The 18804-nt window shown below is 55.4% G+C and carries 18 protein-coding genes; 8 read left to right on the forward strand and 10 right to left on the reverse strand.

Translation table 11 applies throughout. The features are described from left to right. Positions 1-166 precede the first annotated feature (166 nt). Complete coding sequence (locus QQL54_RS02630; protein WP_284387218.1) at positions 167-1903, forward strand: hypothetical protein; 1737 nt, start codon at positions 167-169, stop codon at positions 1901-1903. On the opposite strand, the gene QQL54_RS02635 is transcribed toward QQL54_RS02630, so the two are convergent. Further along, a complete protein-coding gene (locus QQL54_RS02635; protein WP_284387220.1) occupies positions 1900-2421 on the reverse strand; it encodes an SRPBCC family protein in 522 nt (173 codons plus the stop codon). The two genes, QQL54_RS02630 and QQL54_RS02635, sit on opposite strands and share 4 nt — an antisense overlap. A 108-nt stretch (positions 2422-2529) precedes the next feature. Here QQL54_RS02635 and QQL54_RS02640 point away from each other — a divergent pair, with 108 nt between their 5' ends. Then, positions 2530-2985 (forward strand): acyl-CoA thioesterase, encoded by a 456-nt coding sequence (locus QQL54_RS02640; protein WP_284387222.1) that lies wholly within the window; start codon positions 2530-2532, stop codon positions 2983-2985. After that, positions 2982-3548 carry a hypothetical protein gene (locus QQL54_RS02645; protein WP_284387224.1) on the forward strand — a complete coding sequence of 189 codons (567 nt, stop codon included), beginning with the start codon at positions 2982-2984 and terminating at the stop codon, positions 3546-3548. The genes QQL54_RS02640 and QQL54_RS02645 overlap by 4 nt, the downstream gene beginning before the upstream one ends. On the opposite strand, the gene truA is transcribed toward QQL54_RS02645, so the two are convergent. The 6 genes from truA to QQL54_RS02675 form a co-directional block, all read right to left on the reverse strand. After that, entirely contained in the window at positions 3545-4291 is a 747-nt protein-coding gene (truA, locus tag QQL54_RS02650; protein WP_284387227.1) for a tRNA pseudouridine(38-40) synthase TruA, read from the reverse strand. The two genes, QQL54_RS02645 and truA, sit on opposite strands and share 4 nt — an antisense overlap. 27 nt (positions 4292-4318) lie before the next feature. Next, positions 4319-4831 (reverse strand): hypothetical protein, encoded by a 513-nt coding sequence (locus tag QQL54_RS02655; protein ID WP_284387229.1) that lies wholly within the window; start codon positions 4829-4831, stop codon positions 4319-4321. A gap of 9 nt (positions 4832-4840) precedes the next feature. Then, positions 4841-5758: a methionyl-tRNA formyltransferase gene (fmt, locus tag QQL54_RS02660; RefSeq protein ID WP_284387231.1), complete on the reverse strand. Its 918-nt coding sequence runs from the start codon at positions 5756-5758 to the stop codon at positions 4841-4843. 67 nt (positions 5759-5825) lie between these two features. Beyond that, a complete protein-coding gene (gene def / locus QQL54_RS02665; protein ID WP_284387234.1) occupies positions 5826-6356 on the reverse strand; it encodes a peptide deformylase in 531 nt (176 codons plus the stop codon). 48 nt (positions 6357-6404) lie between these two features. Then, positions 6405-7913 carry an FMN-binding glutamate synthase family protein gene (locus QQL54_RS02670; protein ID WP_284387236.1) on the reverse strand — a complete coding sequence of 503 codons (1509 nt, stop codon included), beginning with the start codon at positions 7911-7913 and terminating at the stop codon, positions 6405-6407. A 53-nt stretch (positions 7914-7966) separates the two neighbouring features. Further along, on the reverse strand, positions 7967-8737 hold the full coding sequence (locus tag QQL54_RS02675; protein ID WP_284387238.1) for a M48 family metallopeptidase: 771 nt from the start codon (positions 8735-8737) through the stop codon (positions 7967-7969). Here QQL54_RS02675 and QQL54_RS02680 point away from each other — a divergent pair. The 4 genes from QQL54_RS02680 (at position 8736) to QQL54_RS02695 (ending at position 12980) form a co-directional block, all read left to right on the forward strand. After that, positions 8736-10457, forward strand: coding sequence for a hypothetical protein (locus QQL54_RS02680; protein ID WP_284387240.1), 1722 nt, complete (start codon positions 8736-8738; stop codon positions 10455-10457). The two genes, QQL54_RS02675 and QQL54_RS02680, sit on opposite strands and share 2 nt — an antisense overlap. Positions 10458-10462: 5 nt before the next feature. Further along, on the forward strand, positions 10463-11194 hold the full coding sequence (locus tag QQL54_RS02685) for a TMEM175 family protein (protein WP_284387241.1): 732 nt from the start codon (positions 10463-10465) through the stop codon (positions 11192-11194). A gap of 98 nt (positions 11195-11292) precedes the next feature. Then, complete coding sequence (locus QQL54_RS02690) at positions 11293-12042, forward strand: electron transfer flavoprotein subunit beta/FixA family protein (protein ID WP_284387243.1); 750 nt, start codon at positions 11293-11295, stop codon at positions 12040-12042. Beyond that, positions 12042-12980: an electron transfer flavoprotein subunit alpha/FixB family protein gene (locus QQL54_RS02695; protein ID WP_284387245.1), complete on the forward strand. Its 939-nt coding sequence runs from the start codon at positions 12042-12044 to the stop codon at positions 12978-12980. Before QQL54_RS02690 ends, QQL54_RS02695 begins: the two co-directional genes overlap by 1 nt. A 71-nt stretch (positions 12981-13051) precedes the next feature. Here QQL54_RS02695 and QQL54_RS02700 read toward each other — a convergent pair whose 3' ends face one another. Both QQL54_RS02700 and QQL54_RS02705 read right to left on the reverse strand, forming a co-directional pair. Further along, a complete protein-coding gene (locus QQL54_RS02700) occupies positions 13052-15802 on the reverse strand; it encodes a PAS domain-containing hybrid sensor histidine kinase/response regulator (protein WP_284387247.1) in 2751 nt (916 codons plus the stop codon). 283 nt (positions 15803-16085) lie between these two features. Beyond that, the gene (locus tag QQL54_RS02705) at positions 16086-17000 is read right to left on the reverse strand and encodes a LysR family transcriptional regulator (protein ID WP_284387249.1); all 915 of its coding nucleotides are present in this window, start codon (positions 16998-17000) and stop codon (positions 16086-16088) included. A 40-nt stretch (positions 17001-17040) separates the two neighbouring features. Here QQL54_RS02705 and QQL54_RS02710 point away from each other — a divergent pair, with 40 nt between their 5' ends. Continuing rightward, positions 17041-17754: a hypothetical protein gene (locus QQL54_RS02710; protein WP_284387251.1), complete on the forward strand. Its 714-nt coding sequence runs from the start codon at positions 17041-17043 to the stop codon at positions 17752-17754. Here QQL54_RS02710 and trxB read toward each other — a convergent pair. Continuing rightward, on the reverse strand, positions 17726-18781 hold the full coding sequence (gene trxB, locus QQL54_RS02715) for a thioredoxin-disulfide reductase (protein ID WP_284387253.1): 1056 nt from the start codon (positions 18779-18781) through the stop codon (positions 17726-17728). The genes QQL54_RS02710 and trxB overlap by 29 nt on opposite strands. Positions 18782-18804: the final 23 nt, after the last annotated feature.

The following is an 18804-nucleotide window of genomic DNA, read 5'->3' on the forward strand; positions in this document are numbered from 1 at the left end:
TCGTGCTGATCGCGAGCTAAGGCTAAACTCTCTTTGTCGAGCCCTTATCGAAGCGTGACAAAGCCGTAAACGATGCAGGGCGCGCCTTGGCCTGCGCGTGAACCCTGCTAAGCGGACTCTATTATGAGCGAACATGCTGTCGCGTTCAAAGGAGAGTCAGCCACGCGTGACCGCGTACGTCCCATATGATCAGGGTCTTTATACGCCGCGCGGTGGTGGGTTTTCGCCCTACCATGATCCCGACCGGCTGGCGGACTTCTTCGAAGATGATGCGCAGCGCGGCACCGGAACCGTTGTCCTTGCGATAGCGGTTCACGCTTTCTTGTTCTTTGCGCTCTCCACTAATTTCATTGTTCCGGATTTGAAGCCGGATGAGCCCGAGGTGATTCCAGTTCAGATTGTCGCCTTTGAGGCCCCGCAACCTGAGCCTGAGCCTGTCGCTGAACCTGTGGCAGCCCCTGTCATTCCCGTGCCCGCGCGCGCGCCGCGTCCACAGCCGAGACCGACACCGCCGCCCGTTCGCGAACCCGAACCGACTCCCCCTCCGCCCGCGCCTCTACCTGAACCTGAGCCAGAACCAGATCCTGAGCCAACCCCAATACCGCCGCCTCCTGAAATTCTGGCGGAGCCTGTGGTCGAGCCAGAACCCGAAGCCATCCCGGCGCCTGAGCCAGACCCTATTCCAGAGCCAATCGAGCCGGAACCCGAGCCGGAGCTTATCCCTGAACCCATTGTGTTGGACCCTGAGCCAGAATCTGAACCCGTCATCGAGCTGGACCCAATTGTTCCTGAGCCTGTCATTTCAGAGCCGGAACCGATCCTAGAGCCTGAACCCGTGATCGAGCCCGTCGTGGAACCTGAGCCCGAACTGGTGATTGAGCCCGAGCCTGTGGTTGAGCCTGATCCTGAGCTTGAGCTTGAGATCGAGCCTGCCCCTTTTGTCACGCCAACCCCGGCGGAAGAGGTGCCCGCCCCTGGTATTATGACGCCTGAGCTTGAGCCGCGGCCTCTCGAAGAACTGCCGCCTGTTGAGGCATTGGAGATCGTAGAACCGGAGATTGTCGAACCACAGACCGTCGAACCTGAACCTGAAATTGTTCTGGAACCGGAGCCGCAAGCTGAGCCGATTGTGATCGAGCCAGAGATTATTACAGCCCCGCCGACGATCCTAGCTTCGCCTGAAGCGCCCGAAACGATTGTCGAAGAACGCCGCGCTGTGCCACAGGAGCAATCCGATCCGTTTATTGATTTGATGCGTCAGGATCGTCCGTTAGGTCCTGCGAATACGGCAGATCCCGGTCAGATTCGTCGTCCGTCCAGTAATCCTCTATCGGGACCGACCACGGGCGGCGGGAACATCGGTGCGCCGCCCAGTGGCGGGACTCAGCGTGCGGCACCCGGCACCGGCGGCTGGACCTTAGCGCCCGGTAGCTACGGCAATTCGCCCGGCGAAGGGTTTGAGGGGATCGTTCTGGATATTCGCTGTCGCGAGGCCGGCAAGACCCATCTCGATTGTCCGGAATATCTCCGCACCTTCCAGGGCCGCAACTCGGACGGGTTTGAGAGTTTCGATCAGTATAAATCTAGAGGCGTGAGAACGACCGGAACGCCCGGAGCCCCGGCGGGATTCCGCCGCGGTAATTCTACGGGGGCCAATATTGCGGGCGGCGGCGACCCGTGGAGCACCGGGATTGGCAACAATTCGATCAATGCGGGGGGGGCGTCGAGCACGTTGTTAGATGACGGTCCTGAAGTCGGTTTCTCACGCGAGTTTCTGAGCAATCCGATCCGTATCGAAGACGATTCTCGCCGTCTACGTGACCTATTCCGCGAACCAGATCCGGATGAAAGCCGGCTGAAAATTGACGAATTGGTTCAGCCAGAGCCAGAAAAAGACCCTTAATTTTCCGTCTGCTTTGCAACTTGGCCCAGACGCACGAGTGAGGCGTCCATTTGGGCGGCAGTTCGGGCTTCACCGATTTTGGCGCGAAGTCGATGCAAATAGGGAAAGCCGCCAAGATCACGGTCTGATCTTAATAAGACGATTGTACCTGTATCTTCCGCGGCGAGCACATAAGTCAGCACATGACTCGACCGTCCGACATGCACTGAGGTCAAGACAAGTGAAGAGTCGATTGTCTGCTGAATTTCAATCGATCCGACCGAACCTTCCTGACTCCAAGCCGCGCTCGCCCCTGTGCCGCTCATCTGACCATAGGCGAGGGCCGTGCTTTCCGGAACGAGGTGGGACCAAGATGAATGGGTTCTCAGATTCACAACTGTGTCGAAAATAGTCTCTACACTTAGGTCGAAAACCTGTGAGCGCTCTATGGTCTGTGTCTGTGGCAGCAGCGCACTAAATCCGACTAAAAGCGCGAACATTAAGAAAATGAGCCCGGTGATCCGGAAAAACCATCTCATGGTTGACCTCTTTCACGCTCAACTCTGGCAGGCTGTTGCAGCCCCGTCCAGCACTCGCGCTATAAAGCGCGGTTGTGCCATCCGTATCGCGACAGTATGGCCGCGCGCATGACCGATTACCCTTCCGGACAAAGGATCGACCCCCATTGGCTCGACCGTGACCTCTATCCTGAGACGGTTGACGTGCGGCCACGGTTTCAAGATCTCGACCCGCTGAACCATGTCAATAATGTCGCAATGGCGGCCTTGTTCGAAGATGCGCGGGTGCGGTTCAATCATCCTATGAAAGATTATTTTCAGACCGATACTGTGCGGACTTTGGTGGGTGGGCAGACGCTGACTTACGTCAATGAATGCCATCTTCGTCCCGAGCTGATTTTCCATATTGGTATCGGCCGGATCGGTGGATCCTCATGGGTGACCCAGGCTGTTGCCTATCAGGACGAAACCCCGGTTCTGCTGGCTTTGGCGACGTTGGTCTCGACACAGGGCGGACAGGTCTGCCCCATTCCTGAAGGGTTGCGGCATATGCTTGAAGCCCGGCGCTTGAGACTGCCCGCATGAAGACGCTCTACGGAGTTTTTGGTGCTGTCGGTCGTTGGGCCGATTGGCGACGCTTTTTCGATTTATCTAAAGCCGGGGTGATTTGCGCTTTTGTGGCGCTTCTGGTCTGTTTTCCGGCGCTTTGGCTCGTCATGGTGGGTTTGGAAACGGAGCGCGCTACGTTGGCCGGGACTGATGTGCCAGACTTTCAGCTGGGGCCTTTCGCTCTGATTATCGGACTTTGGTTGCTCAGTTTTCCCGTCACATCTGGCTTAGTCGCGATCTTGATGAGCCGGACGGATAGACTTGCTGAGTGGTGGGTGGTGCGCAACTGGGCGCTCGTCTGGCTATGTGTTGCCTTGGGCGTCATTTTCATAGGCGTCGTCTATCTCGGCGTGCCGACGATCATTGGCTACGGGGCCTTGCTCGCTGCCTATTTGGGTCTGCTACCGATCGATATCCGTTTAGCCCAACGGGCAGCAGGCTTTCCGCTTGGAAGCGCGGTCTTGGTCGGATGCGTCATAGTCTCGACGGGTATGATGGTTCTGTTGACGGGTCTGCTTCAGGTGATCGGTCCCGCTTAGTTGTCAGGGTAGGTCACTTTGATGAGGTAAAGACCGTCCGGTGGGCTGACGGGTCCGCAGGCAGTTCTGTCTTTTGCATCCAATGCCGCCTGTAGATCTCGCGCTGTCCATTTTCCGAGACCCACTTCGACTAAACTGCCGACCATGCTGCGGACTTGCTTGTGCAAGAAAGATCGGGCGGAAAATTCGCAATGAATTTCGTCGCCGACACGCGTGACCCGAACCAGATCAAGCGTCTTTTCCGGGCTATTCGCCTGGCATTGCGTGTCGCGGAAAGTCGAAAAATCATGCCGCCCGACAAAGACTTGTGCGGCGTGATCCATCGCTTCGGCATCAAGTTTGACGGGGATACGCCAGACGCGACCTCGATCAAGCGCCAGTCGTGGGCGGCGGTCGATAATCCGAAACAGGTAGCGCCGTTCCCGCGCGTCGAACCGGGCGTGAAACTCATCATCGACCTTTTGCGCGTCCAAAACGCTGATCGGATGGTCGCCAAGATGAAAGTTGATCGCGTCGCGGACCTTATCGGCGCGCAAATCTTTGGTCAGGTCAACATGCGCGACCTGCGCTAGCGCATGTACGCCGCTATCAGTGCGGCCGGACCCGTAGACATCGCGACGTCCGCCATCGAGCCGTTCGACCGCGTCCTCAACAGCCCCTTGAACCGAAGGTCCATGGTCCTGCCATTGCCAGCCCATATAGGGCCCGCCATCATATTCGATTGTAAGTTTGTAGCGCGGCATTAGATGCCCGGAAGCGTCAGAAAACGCCTAGCGGATTTTAAGCTGCTCAACCGCTTGGGCCAATTCCTCATGCATGATCCACTCACTTGTGGCGTCATCATATTCGCCGATCGTGCGGGTCCAGGCATGGTTATTGTCTTCAGAAATTTCCAAGTTGAGCTGTTCAGCAAAGCGTTTGCCCAATTTACCGTAATGCGTGTTGGCCGACGAATAGCGTTTCCAGCCAGCGACATCGGCGAGTTGCTGAGGCGTCATGCGTCGATCCGGCGCAACAGCGTGAGCGGCCAGCATCTTGCCTTCATGCTTGCTCGGTCCTTGCGTCGTCAGCGCGTCAACATAGCCGTCTACTGTGCCAATATGGGCAGCGCGGCGGTCGCCCTTAAGGTCCTTTAGTCGATCGTCGATCCACTGTTTGGCGCCATCCAGACTTTTAAAGGTCTCAGGATTGGCGAGCGATCCATCGCCGGTCAGTAAACGGGCCCCGGACTTGTTATGGACTATTGTATAGCCATGATAATCTTCGAATTGTCGTGCGGTCATCAGGGTTTCCTAAAGTAAAACAAGCGCTTTGGCCACCGGTGTTCCTTTTAGAAAGGCCTCGGCGTCCATTTTCGGCTTTCCAGCGGGTTGGACTTGAAGAAGCCGTAGCGCGCTTTTGCCGCAGGCGATCAACAGATTGTCGTCCAGCACAGTCCCAGGTGCGCCCGATCCGTTTTCGGGCGTCGCCAAGTGGACTTTGACCCGCTTACCATCAATTTCACACCAAGCACCGGGGAAGGGGGCAAGGCCGCGAATATGGCAATCAAGTTCATCGGCCGAGCGGGACCAGTCGATCCGACTCTCCGCCTTGTCGATTTTATGGGCGTAAGTGGGGTCACCTGCTTGAGGTGTCGGCGTGAGGGCACCGCGCTCGACTGCGCCTAGAATGCGGGGCCACATTTCAGCGCCAGTCTGCGCTAACCGGTTGGATAAGCTCGCCGCCGTGTCGGTCGGGCGGATATCAACGGTCTCGGATAGCAATATATCGCCTGTATCCAATCCTTTGGCCATTTGCATGATCTGCACACCCGTTTGTGTATCCCCGGCCATAATGGCCCGTTGAACCGGAGCGGCCCCGCGCCAACGCGGTAAAAGCGATCCGTGCAAGTTCAGGCAGCCATCCTTTGGTGCATCGAGGGCCCGTTGCGGCAGGATTTGACCATAGGCCACCACGCAGGCGACGTCCGCGTCTAGGGCTTCAAGTGCATCAATGACGGATGGCTTGCGAAAACTCTCTGGCGTCTCGACCGGAATACCCATGATCTCTGCAAATTGATGGACGGGCGATTTGGTCAGCTTTTGTCCACGACCTGATTTGCGCGGCGGTTGCGTGTAAACGCGTAAGACATTGTGCCCATTCGCGACGATTTCCGCGAGGCTCGGCACTGCGAAATCGGGCGTGCCCATAAAGACAAGATTGAGCGGCAAGGAAAGGCCTCGAATAGTTGGTGACTGTCTGTCATCGGGAACGACAGGGTGCAGTGGATAACAGCTGTTAGCTTGCAGCCTTAAGCTTTTCGGCTTTCATCACCTTCTTGATCGCGCGGTCACGTTTCAAACGTGAGAGGTGATCGAGGAAGACGATGCCTTCAAGATGATCCATTTCGTGCTGGATACAGACAGCGTAAAGGCCTTCGCAATCTTCCGTCACGCGTTCGCCATTATAATCCAGATAAGTGACACGGCAGGTTTTAGGGCGATCTACATCGTCATAAATGTCCGGCACCGACAAGCAGCCCTCTTGATAGGGGATGGTTTCGACGTCTGGATCAAGGATTTCTGGATTGACGAAATATTTCGGGTTCGGGTCTTCGCCGTCCTTGGCCAAGTCCATCACGATAACGCGCTTTGGAACACCCACCTGAATTGCCGCGAGGCCAATGCCCGGCGCGGCATACATGGTCGTCAACATATCATCCATGAGCGTGCGAAGGGCGTCATCGACGCGCTCAACAGGCTCACTGATCTGCTTAAGGCGCGGATCAGGCACGGTCAGGATCGGTCGGATGTTGCCGGGTTTCATCATAGTCAAAAGATAGGTCCGACGCCCCTTATCGTCAACCGGAGCACGCGGTTAGCGTTCCTCAGTCGATAAGTAGCGACCTGGATTCCAGACTTTGTTGAACGGCCGCGTGCGACCCGATGATTGCATCACCAGTAAATGGCTGCGAGTGAGGTCGCGCGGACTGTCGACACCGCAGGCGTGAGCGATCATTTCAACTTCACTATGAAGCGTTTTGACAAAATTGCGTACGCGTACGGCTTTGTTGCTCGGATCGAGGCCCTTCTGCAGGCGTTTATCATGCGTTGTAATGCCAGTTGGGCAGGTGTTCTTGTCGCATTTAAGCGCCTGAATACAGCCCAATGCGAACATGAAGCCGCGCGCATTATTGATCATATCAGCGCCGACACAGAGCGCCCAAGCCACGTCAGCCGAGGTAATGAGCTTTCCGGCGGCGATGATCTTAATGCGGTCCCGTAGGCCTGCGGCGCGCAACATATCGTCGAGCAAAGGCAGGCTATCTTCGATCAGCATGCCGGTATTGTCGATCAGAGGCATGGGCGCTGCGCCTGTGCCGCCGTCGCCACTATCAAGGGCAATATAATCGGGGGCTGATGCGGCACCGCGCTTAAGGATCGTGTCGATCAGGTCCTGCACCGGCTCCACCTGACCCATGCAAAATTTGATTCCGGTCGGACGTTTGGACACGCGCCGGACTTGGTCAATCAGGTCGAGCAATTCCTCAGAATTACTGGCATCAACGTGGCGGTTGGGCGACAGGGCGCTCTCGCCTTCTGGAATGCCGCGAATATCGGCAATTTCCTTGTTCACTTTAGCCGCCGGGAGAATGCCGCCCTTGCCGGGTTTTGCTCCTTGGCTCAGCTTGATCTCAATCATTTTAATGTGTGGGTTTTCGCAGATTTTGGCGAGTTTCTCTTCGTTCAGCGTGCCGTCTTCGTTACGCGCGCCAAATTTGGCTGTGCCCAGTTGATAAACGACGTCGCATCCGCCTTCGAGATGGTAGGGCGAGACCCCGCCTTCACCTGTATTAAGATAGCATCCCGCCATCTGCGCGCCGAGACTTAACGCCCGCACGGCAGGCGCGGATATGGAGCCATAACTCATGGCCGAAATATTGAAAAAGCTGGACGGGTGATAGGGGTTGGGCGTGCCTGGTCCGATCACGAAGGGCGGTTTGATCGTCTCGTCTTCATCCAGTTTCGGAAACAGACCATTGGCGAATATCGGCATGCCGGGGGCAAACACCTTCGTCGACCCGAATGGCACCACATCTTTCCCGTCCTCGCAGACATGTTTAACCCAATCACGCTCGGCTCGGTTAAACGGCATTTCCTCTCGGTCTTGAGCGAAGAAATATTGACGAAAAAACTCGCCGAGTATCTGAAACAGATTCCGGAAGTGACCGATGACTGGATAGTTCCGCCAGATCGTATTTTTACGCTGCGTCTTGTCGAAGATGAACAGGCCAATCGCCGCAACCAACAACAGGGCGACTAACAGCAGAAAGAGAGAGCCTAGAAGGTCTAAGCCCCTCGCAGCAAATTTTGCGAATGTATCCATTGTAGAGTTATGCGGGGCGGCCCGATTGGTTGCAAGCTGTGCCGCCTATTTGCTCAGACGTCAGCGCCGACCGCGTGCAGGTCACCGCCATGTTTGGTGAGCCAACGTTTGGCGCGCTTCGTCTCGGGAAATAGCTGCTCACACACGGCCCAGAAGGCCGCGCTATGATTGGCTTCTACCAAATGCGCGCATTCGTGAGCGCAGACATATTCGAGAATGTCGGGCGGGGCGCAGATCAGACGCCAACTATAGCTGATATGGCCTTCTCCTTGCCGCGTGATGGCGCTGCCCCACCGGCTAGCTTGGTCGCGCACACTCACTTTGCCGACCCGTTTGCCGAGCTCGCTGGCATAGTGATGCGTGGCGGCTTCTAGCTCCGCCCGGGCTTCGCGAATCAATAGGCGCCGGACGCGACCGGCAAAACTCTCTGGATCAGGGGAGGGCACGATGATCCGACGACCGGCACGGTCAATCTTGGCTCGACCTTTTCCGGGCGGACTGACGAGGCGGTAGAGATCGCCTTGAAACAAAATATCTTCGCCCGGCACAAAGGGCTGCGGTGGCGGCAACCCTTCTAGTTGTACATCAATCCAGTCGCGCTGGGTTTGAGCGAAAGCCTGCGCCTGAGCAAAAGCGCGCAGATTGGGGACGATGACGTGGACCTGCCGCTCTGCCGCTTTGACCTTGAGCGAGACGCGCCGTGCGCGGTTTGACAGCACATAAAGGATGCGCGGGTCTGCGCTGTCGCGCAACGGGAATTCCGCCTTGTCAGGTTTTGCGCCACCGCTAGAGTTGCGCTTTAATTTCGACAGGACCCCTGACATGTTCGCTACCCCGGTCTCCTTGCGCCGAACTCTGATGGTGGGCTTCGCTGCCTCTGCCTTATTGATGGGGGCTTGTTCGAGCGGGGACAAGGCCGACATTCCCGAAATCTCAGTCGAAGCGGCGTCTCTTGAGCTGAGCAAGGCCGATCAAACGGCCTTATCACGCTATTTCGAGGTTAAACCGCGTTCGGGGTCCGAAGCCACGACGATGGACCTTCTTACTGCGCTGGAGTTGGACAGCGAGACGTCAACTCAAGCGGCACGTGAGATCGATGGGTCGAACGTGACTTATACCAATTGGTCCGCCGAGCATCACGGTAGCGTCGTCAAGGCCGACCAAGTCAGACTGATCGGCCTACATGAAGTCGATGGTCGTCCAACCTTCGACAAAATGATCGTCAATGATTTGCGCGCGGAGGATTTTGAAGATGAGGGCCAAGTCAAAACGGTTGAGGCAAGTTTGGGCGAAATGACGGTCGTCTCGCCGTCACCTGATCTGGCTCAGAGCTTGGCCCGCTTGCTGCGCGGCGAAGCCGGGGCAGATGTCACCAATAACGACACTGTGTCTGACATGTCTGATAATCAGAGCTTTGGCGCGCTTCATCTGCAAGACCTGACAGCGACGGCTTTCGAAGATGGTCAAGAAGGCACGCTGAGCATCGCGCAGGTCGTGGTAGGGAATAACAAGTCAGACGAACGGCTCGATCTCATCATCGAAACTGTCGATTTTGACTGGCTGGACGGCGGGCCCGGCGGGTCATTTGATTTGGAAATGGACGGTTTGACCCTCTTGGGCCTGAATACATCGTCTGATGCGAAGAATAGTCTGCCGACGCCGAATATGGGGATTATCGGCACCTATATGCAGGTTCTATCGCCCTCAGGAACGATGCCTTACCGCCAGATCGATCTTGGGAAACTCAATTTGAAATCCCGTATCTTCGATCTGACAACAGAAGGGTTTGAGGGCGATAGCGAGACAACAGGCTCCAAAACCACCATGCGCTCTGTGCTTTCACCGATGGTCATAACCTTCAAAGACGCGGCAGGGACACCCGTTGCGCCTTACATGGACGTGCTACGCGAAAACGGCTTGGCCGAAATCACGATGAAAGGGTCGCAGACCATGACGCTCGACCGCAAGGACGACAGAATGGTTGTCAGCGATGCGCGATTGGAAATTGATGAGGGGCTGCGCACCCGTTGCGATTATGCCGTGCAAGGCATGATGGCGTCTGCAGAGTATATGAAGGCGCAGGGTCTGAGCACGCCGACGCTCCACATTGATGGCAACAAGGCTCAAGAGGCTGATTTCGATAGATATATGGCCGATATGGAAGCCTTCCGGCTTGCGCAGACTGAAGCAAATAAACGCATCAAAATCGAAAGCCTGAATTGTGACATACAGGATGTCGCCGGTAACAGCCTCGTTGACCGAGGCTACAAAGTGGCTGCTGAGGTCACGGGCAAGCCAGTTGCCGTGTTGAAAGGTGCGGCGAAGACGATGATCGCGCTCGGCTCGCTGACCGCACGGAGTGAGTTCGAACGCGACATGATGGACACGGTCGGGAGCGGTTTGATCGACTTTATCGACACACCGGGTCAGACCATGACGGTCACGATGGCCCCTGAAAGGCCTGTCTCGATCACGGCTTTGACTGGCCAGGACGGATCAGAACCGACAATCAAGCCACTCGGTTTGAGTGTTAAGGTCCAGTAGCCGACATGTTGCGTAAAGCAATCGGCAAACAGCTGGACCATGATCCGAATTTTCGCTGGCGCGGTGAAGCCGTAACGCGGATTGAAAACCTATCGGATATCGCCTTTGCTGTCGCCCTTGGCATGATTATCTCAGGCGTTGATGCGCCTCGGACCTATGATCAGCTCATTCATTTTCTGATTTTCAGTATTCCCGCGGCCGCCTGTTTTGCGGTTTTGCTGGGTGTTTGGATTGCGCATTACACCTTCTTTCGGCGCTACGGCGTGGCGGACCAACGGGTGATTTTTTACAATGCAGTTCTGATTTTCCTCGTTCTTTATATGGCTTATCCCTTGCGGTTTGCCTTCGACTCCCTGTTTGCTTTCATCATCGGACTTTCGACGGGGGATCCATCCCGAAATATTGAAATTGGGATATCAAGTTTTGAAGTGTCTGGCCGCGTCATTGCAATTTTCGGCCTGATTTACGGTCTGCTCTTCAGCGTGATCAGCCTCATGTATGGCTATGCCGTCAAAAAGGCTGAGCTGCTTGATCTCAATGCTTATGAGTTAGCGCTGACGAAACAGTCGCGATTCACGAAATGGAGCGAAGCCTTGTTGGCCTTCCTCGTCGCGGGATTGGGCTGGTTTACGTCGTTGAATGGCTTTGCAGGGTGTTTGTTGTTTTTCACCTGGTTACCCTACATCATAGCGCAGAGGCTGTACCCTGCTGTCCCTGAGGAGCCATCGCATGCGTAATCTTCGGGCCGGACAACACGACTGAAGCGCTTTGTCGCCTTGAAACTCTGGCCCGGCCCGCGCATATGGCCGCCAAACCCACTCTTTCGGAGCTCTCCATGAAAGTTCTCGTCCCGGTCAAGCGTGTGCTTGATTACAACGTCAAGGCCCGGGTCAAACCCGACCAGAGCGGCGTTGACCTCTCTAATGTTAAGATGAGCATGAACCCGTTCGACGAAATCGCCGTCGAAGAGGCTGTGCGTATGCAAGAAGCCGGCACGGCCACTGAGACCATCGCTGTCTCTGTCGGTCCCGCTAAAGCGCAAGAAACTATTCGGACGGCTTTGGCTATGGGCATGGACCGAGGTGTGCACGTCACGACTGACGAAGATTTGGAGCCGCTCGCGGTTGCCAAGATTCTCAAAGCTGTCGCTGAAGCTGAGGGCGCAGAGCTGATCCTGATGGGTAAACAAGCTATCGACAATGATTACGGCGCGACTGGTGGCATGCTGGCGGCCATACTGGACTGGCCGATTGGTCAATATGCCAACACGTTGGCGGCTGGCGACGGCACGATTGAAGTCAAGCGCGAGATTGATGGTGGTCTGCAGACTGTGAATCTCAAATTGCCAGCGGTCGTGACGACCGATCTACGCCTGAACGAGCCACGTTATGCGTCTTTGCCGAACATCATGAAGGCGAAACGTAAGCCGATTGACGCCAAAACACCTGAAGATTTCAGCGTCGATACCACGCCGCGTCTGACGGTTGTGAAAGTCACGGAGCCGAAGGCGCGTGAAGCCGGCATTAAGGTCGAAGACGTTGCGACGCTGGTCGACAAACTCAAGAACGAAGCGGGAGTGATCTAATGGCGACCCTTGTTGTTGCAGAACATAATAATGCGTCCTTGAATGACGCGACGTCTAAAACCGTCTCGGCGGCTAAAGCTTTGGGCGGAGACATTGATATTCTTGTGGCTGGTCAAGGCGCAAGCGCGGCGGCTGAAGCGGCGGCTAAGATTGACGGCGTTCGCGCAGTCATCAATGTCGAACATGATTTGCTCGCCCGGCAAATGCCCGAAGCGATGGAAGCGACGATTGTTGCTTTGATGGATGGTTATGACACGGTCATGGCGGCCGATACGACAACCCACAAAGCCTATATGCCGCGTGTAGCGGCCAAGCTCGACACGCAGCAAATCAGCTCTGTCACAGGCATTGAGGGCGATACATTTGAGCGTCCAATTTATGCGGGCAATGCGCTCGCTTATGTCAAATCGACCGACGCCAAAAAAGTCGTCACTGTCCGCACAACGGCCTTTCCGTTGGCAGGCGAGGGTGGCTCAGCGTCGTCTGAATCCAAATCGGCCGAGATTGGTGATACCGGCTCAACATTCGTGTCTGAGGAATTGACCAAATCGGATCGTCCTGAACTGACAGGCGCGAAAATCGTTATCTCTGGCGGTCGCGGTATGGGCTCTGGTGAGAACTTCGCTCTGATCGAAACGATTGCCGACCAGCTTGGCGCTGCCGTTGGCGCGTCGCGTGCCGCAGTTGATGCGGGTTATGTCCCCAATGACTATCAGGTTGGCCAGACGGGTAAGGCTGTTGCGCCGGAACTTTACATCGCAGTCGGTATTTCTGGCGCGATCCAGCACTTGGCTGGCATGAAGGATTCCAAAGTCATCGCCGCGATCAACAAGGATGAGGAAGCCCCGATCTTCCAAGTTGCCGATTACGGTCTTGTGGCAGACCTGTTCAAGGCACTGCCTGAACTGGAAGCCGAACTGAAAAAGGTCGGCTACTAGCCGCGCCGTTCAATACATAAAAGAAAGCCCGCCAATTTGGCGGGCTTTTTTGTTGGCGGAACCTGATGGGGTTACGCGACTTTGGAAATATCGCTTTCGACGGCGCGGCCGGAATAATGTTCCAGAACTTCCAGAAGCTCAGTCTGTTTAACCGGCTTGGTCAGATAATGCGTCATGCCCGCATCTAGGCATTCCTGACGGTCATTCTTGAGCGCGTGCCCTGTCAGAGCAATGATCGGCACATTCCGGTGTCCGCGCTCAGCTTCCCAGTCGCGAATAGCTTTTGTCGCTTGAAATCCGTCCATAACGGGCATGGATACGTCCATAAGTACAAGGGGGAAGCGCTCGGACTCGGCCATATAGAGGTCGGACGCGATCTTGCCATTTTCCGCAAACACAGGCTCGAAAGCAGATTCGACCAACATCAACCGGACAACATCGCGGTTGAGAGGGAAGTCTTCGGCGACGAGGATTTCCTGCTTGCCGGGATTAATCGGTTTCGCTTCCGCCACGGGTGCGGGTGCGGGTGCGGGTGCGGGTGCGGGTGCGGGTGCGGGTGCGGGTGACGGCACCGCAGCTTGAACAGGAGTAGGGGCCACTGCGGGCATAGGTAGCGGTGTCGCAGCTTGAACAGGGGTAGGCGCGACCTCGGGCATAGGCGGCGGTGTCGCGACAATAGGCATCGGTCGAACAGATGAAACTGGCGCCTCGGCCGGTGCCGATATAATGTCGGACACAAGGTCTAATGCGCTGGGTTCCGGTGCGGCTTGAATCGGTTGGTAGTCACTGGCTGGGTCTGCGGTCACAGTGACGGGCGGTGTGTCAGCCTGAGCTCGTCGTGACAGAACGCGGCCTAATGTTTCAAATAGACGCCGCTCGCGCACAGGTTTGACGAGATAGGTCTCAATTCCGATTTCAACGAGATCCGTGCTTGAAACCGACTGATCGCATGAAGACAGCATCACAATCGGCGGGACGTCGATGCTGGTTTGTTTGGTGAGGAGTGAGGCCAACTCTCGGCCATTCACGCCTGGCATGAGATAGTCGAGTAAGATGACGTCATAAGGCTGTGCGTCAGGTGTTTCTGCAGCGGTTTTGAGCGCTTCGGCAGCCTCAACACCGTTCACGACGGCATGACTTGTCATTCCCCACCCGGCGATTTGGTCATGAAGCACCATACGATTGACGTCGATATCGTCGACAATGAGGGCATGTTTTCCAGAGATCGCGGCCACATCGAATGTTTCAGCGCGAGCATTACGATCTATCTTGAGCGGGATACTGACGCCAAAGGTCGAGCCGACGCCGACTTCCGACGTCACATTGACAGTTCCGCCCATCATTTCGACGATGCGTTTGGTGATCGCCAAGCCAAGCCCTGTGCCGCCATAGACACGGGTGGTCGACCCATCTGCCTGAGTGAACTTGTCGAATACGGCTTGCAGGTTGTCTGCCGCAATACCGATTCCCGTATCAATAACGTCCAGCGTCACCATAGGTTGATCCGGATTGTCGTCCGATGCCTCGACTTTTACGTCTATTCTGACGTGCCCATCGGCGGTGAACTTAATAGCGTTGCCAAGCAAATTGGTCAGGATCTGACGAATTCGGCCTGCGTCACCGATAAAATGTTTAGGCAACTCGCTGGGATAATTGATGATCAGTTCCAAACCCTTATCCTGAGCATTGGCCACAAGCAGGGAAGTCACGTCGCTGACGGATGATTTCAGATCGAACGGCGTTGGGTCGAGTTTCATGGCGCCGGCTTCGATTTTTGAGAAATCGAGAATATCATTGATGATGCAGAGCAGCGCACTCGCCGAATTGGTGATGACATCGACATATTCGCGTTGGCGATCATCGATGCTGGATAGAGCCAACAATCCCGCCATCCCCAGAATGCCGTTCATTGGAGTGCGGATTTCATGGCTCATATTGGCCAAGAATTCAGATTTGGCCTTGCTGGCCATGACTGCTTCTTCTGTTGCGCTTTCTAAAGCGGCTTGCTGGCGGTGCTCTCGATCGACATCTTTGACAAAAGCCCGCAGGCGCAGTGGCCGTCCGTTTGGATCATAAACGATCTCAGCATTGGTCCGAGACCAGCGTAGTGACCCGTCCCGCGCTTTGGTGCGAGTTTCAATCTCGAATCTAGATTTCTCTCGAGTTAGACCCCCAATCGCCGATTTGACGATCTCCCGGTCCTCCGGCGGCACAATGCTAACAATGCCCTGAGTATAGACATTTTTCAGCGTATCTTGATCGAGATAGTCCTGCAGAGATTTCGACAGCGTGTAGGTCTTTGTTCCGAAATCATAAATCCAATAGCCCGCATTGCCGAGATAAAGCGCTGCGTCGAGTAATCGGTCTTTTTCAACCAGTTCCGTGACGTCCGAGGCAACAGACATAGTGTAGCCATTGCCCAAGACTTGACGACAGAATCGGTGGGTGGTGCCGTCACCGAGTTTGACCAATCGAGATGTGTTCTCTTCGTCAGCGCCGCTTAGCGCTTTTTTACGTTGCTCATCTTCAGACAATGCATTCTGAGCCATGATTTCAGGCGTCATCATACCTTTTTCAGCCATGACGGCGTGCATCTTTGAAAGAGGGTCTCCGAGTTGGATATCCCCTTCACCGAGTTTAAGTTGGCGAATAGAGGCGTTGGATAAAAGTCGGTAGCGCATGTCCTCGTCGAGGATCGCGACGCCGACATCCAAGTTCTGCAATATCATGTTCAGGAACTCGCGTTCCTGCCCAGGCTCCACGATCGTCGGTTTCGTTGCGGACGCTTCGTCATTGAAGGCGCCACTGGCGATATCGTTCATCCTGTCCCTACCCGTCCGCGGTACTGTCACGCTCGGGATATTCTGTCGGCCAAAGGGGTTAAGATTTCGGCAAAAAAAAGCCGGACGCTTGCGAGGCAAGGTCCGGCTTAAGTCTTCGCAATTCAGTCGGGGAGAGTGACTTGCGGTATAAAACACAGCAGCGGCAAAAGGGAGGACGTCGCTGTGTGTTGGATTGCATTTAAGAAGTTGCGGGTCTGGTTAGAACCGTTAGCGGTGCAACCAACCTATGCTTTTCTGCATGACTTAGAGAACCGCTCTGCGGTCACCCGGTAATTAGGGGCGACGTTCGAGTGACTTTTTGCAGAAATTCTCGGAAGACTTTCGCCTTTGCTGAGCCGCGAAGTTCAGTCGGATAAACGAAGTATAAGTCGAAACTTTCACCGCGCACTTCCGGCAAAATACGTACCAACCGGCGCGTCGCCGCCGTCATGTAATCCGGTAATCCAGCAAGCCCGATGCCAGCTTCTGCAGCTCGCATAATGCCGTGGAGGTTATTGATGCTCATCACGGGTTTGCGCGGTTCTTCTGATGGTTCTCGTCCGACGGTTAGCGCCCAGTTAGAGCTTTGCAGTTTTGAGGGCAGTAACCCGCCAAAGGCGACAATCTTATGGTTGTCGAGATCCTTCGCTGATGTCGGCGCGCCGAATTCAGCAAGGTAACTCGGCGCGGCGTAGAGGGACTGCGTGATCTGGCCAAGTTTTCTTTCGATGAGATCGCCTTGGGTCGACGGCCATGGCCGGAGGGCACAATCCACGTCAAACGCCATCAGGTCATGTTCAGAATCTTCCAAAATTAGCTGAACTTCAATCTCTGGATAGGCTTTCATGAATTCGGGCAGCACGGTCGTCAGCCAGTTTGAGCCCAAAGAAATAGGGGAGCTAACCCGTAAAACGCCCTGCGGTAGCTGACGGATATTCTGCACACTTGCCAAGCTCATGGCGATGCGACCGTGGACATCGTTGGCTGTTTTAAACAGCATTGCGCCTTCTTCGGTCAGGGTGAGGCCGCGTGCATGACGGTGAAAGAGTGGCAGGTTCATTGCGTCTTCAAGCGCGGCGATCTGGCGCGAGACCGCACTTTGGGAAATACCCAAATCTTCAGCCGCGCGGGTCAGCGATCCAGACCGTGCCGCCGCGTGGAAGGTCTTAAGTTTGTCCCAGTCGATTGAATCTGGCATGGCGTTCTCCTAACGAAATTCTAGCTAACGGAAAGTGTCAATGGCTCCCCGTACCTTCTGGATCGTCTGTGCTCTGTTGGGCATGGCGACGATCATTGTCGCTTTGGCGATCTTTCCGATGTTTCCGAGCGACTCTGCTAGCGATGTGAGTGGTTATGGCGGCGTGGTTTATGCCTTTGAATTTGCGAGGGTTCCGAAAGATTTAACAGACATTTTCGGTTTGGTTGACGATCCGGATCGGGCGCGTCGAATTACTATGATGGATGCGGGCAATCGCTGGGATTTCTTGTTTATGACAGTTTACGGGCTCTTCGGCGTGTTCTTTGGTATTGCTGCGATGCGGAGTGTGTCAAAAATTTGGGCATGGATCGCCATCTTGGCTGTCATAGCGAGCGTCGCTGATCTTATAGAAACAGGAACTTTATTGTCACTTACTGAAGAAATGGCCGATGGAGGCACCTTGTTTCCAGGCCTTCATTATCTCTGGATTCCCGTGACAATCAAGTTCGCCGCCTTAGCCGCGAGTGTGATGGGGGCGGGCCTCTTTATTGCGACGCGACGCGGGATCGTCTGGAACGTTCTCGGCGCGTTGACCGTGCTGGCATCAGTTTTGGTGATTCCGGGACTCATAGTCCCGTCGGCTTATGGTGGGCTACTTGGCCCTGCCGTTGGCGTCGGCTGGATCGTCATGCTCGCCTACGCCATCAGTGTCGCAATTCGTAGACCTACTCAACTGGCTGGATCGCCGCGCTAAGCGTTTCGATGTCCTTAGCTTTCATCTCAAGGTCATTCGCCATCTCCTGACTGACATTGTCGGTCGCGGCTTCTGTTCCAAGTGCCTCTTCGGTTGCGAGCCAGCGTTCGGCTTCCAGCGCAGCCATACAGCCTAGACCTGCTGCCGTTACAGCCTGCCGATAGGTTTCATCGGACACATCGCCAGCCGCGAAAACGCCTGGCACATTGGTCCGTGTGCTATCGGGCGCGCTAATGATGTAGCCGCCTTCATTCATCTCGACATGACCTTTGAAAACTTCGGTCGCGGGTTTGTGGCCGATGGCGATGAATACGCCATGCGTTGATAAAATCCGCTCTTCACCAGTTTCAACATTCTTAATCCGCGCACCGGTGACGTTGGGCATAGGCTTCGTGTCGCCGACAATCTCTTCCAGCGTGTGATTCCAAAGGATTTCGACATTGGCCTTGTTAAAGAGACGTTCCTGCAAGATTTTCTCGGCGCGAAGGCTATCGCGGCGATGAACCAGTGTGACTTTGCTTGCCAGTCCAGAGAGATAGAGCGCTTCTTCGACGGCTGTATTCCCGCCACCGACGACGACGACTTCTTTGCCGCGATAGAAAAACCCATCGCAAGTGGCGCAGGCCGAAACGCCAAACCCGCCAAAGGTTTGTTCCGATTCCAAGCCAAGCCACTTAGCTTGGGCGCCTGTTGCAATGATAATCGAGTCGGCTGTGTAGACCTTGCCGCCATCCCCGATCGCCTTGAATGGTCGGGACGAAAAATCGACATCGACGATCATATCTTCATAAAATTCGGTGCCAAATTTCAGCGCATGCTCTTTGAATTTCTCCATCAGCTCAGGGCCCAGAATCTCAGGGAACCCTGGATAGTTCTCGACATCCGTCGTGATGGTCAATTGACCACCAGGCTGAAGACCCGCGACAATCGCCGGTTTCAGTAGAGCACGAGCCGCATAGACGGCTGCCGTATAGCCTGCGGGACCAGAGCCGATGATCAGGACGGGATGATGAACGGTGTCGCTCATGGAAAGGGCCTTACGTTGATGAA

The sequence above is a fragment of the Algimonas ampicilliniresistens genome (genome assembly GCF_030159955.1).
GTDB classification, from domain to species: Bacteria; Pseudomonadota; Alphaproteobacteria; order Caulobacterales; family Maricaulaceae; genus Litorimonas; species Litorimonas ampicilliniresistens.